General features: G+C 59.9%; 1 pseudogene. It reads left to right on the top strand.

Annotation, left to right across the window (positions count from 1 at the left end):
• Positions 1-389: pseudogene (locus tag JCM17207_RS03280) on the top strand (PTS beta-glucoside transporter subunit EIIBCA); the annotation flags it as partial.

Below are 389 nucleotides of genomic sequence, written 5' to 3'. Positions count from 1 at the left end.
GCCTCCAAGCGGTTCGGCCTGCCCGAGCTGGAAGGCATGGTCATCGGCGCGGGTCTTCTGTACCCCACCATGATCGGCGGCTCTGACATCAGCAGCCTGTTTGGCATTCCCGTGATTATGCCCTCCGCCGGCAACTATGCCTCCTCGGTCATCCCCATCATCTGCTCGGTGGCCTTCGCCGCATGGTTCGAGAAGCTCTATAAAAAGTACATCCCCGATACCCTCAAGATGTTCGCGGTTCCCCTGATCACCTGCACCGTCACCTTCTGTCTGACCCTCTGGGTCATCGGCCCTGTTACTTCTCTGGCCTCTGACCTGTTGGGCAGCTTCTTCACCTTCCTGTCCGAGACCAGCGGCATCGTGATGGGTATGGTGGCCGGCGCCTTCTG

Origin of the sequence: Faecalibacterium gallinarum (assembly GCF_022180365.1) — a bacterium.
GTDB lineage: Bacteria > Bacillota > Clostridia > Oscillospirales > Ruminococcaceae > Faecalibacterium > Faecalibacterium gallinarum.
Note: the sequence above shows the minus strand (reverse complement) of the source record. Positions and strands in the feature narration are given on the sequence as shown.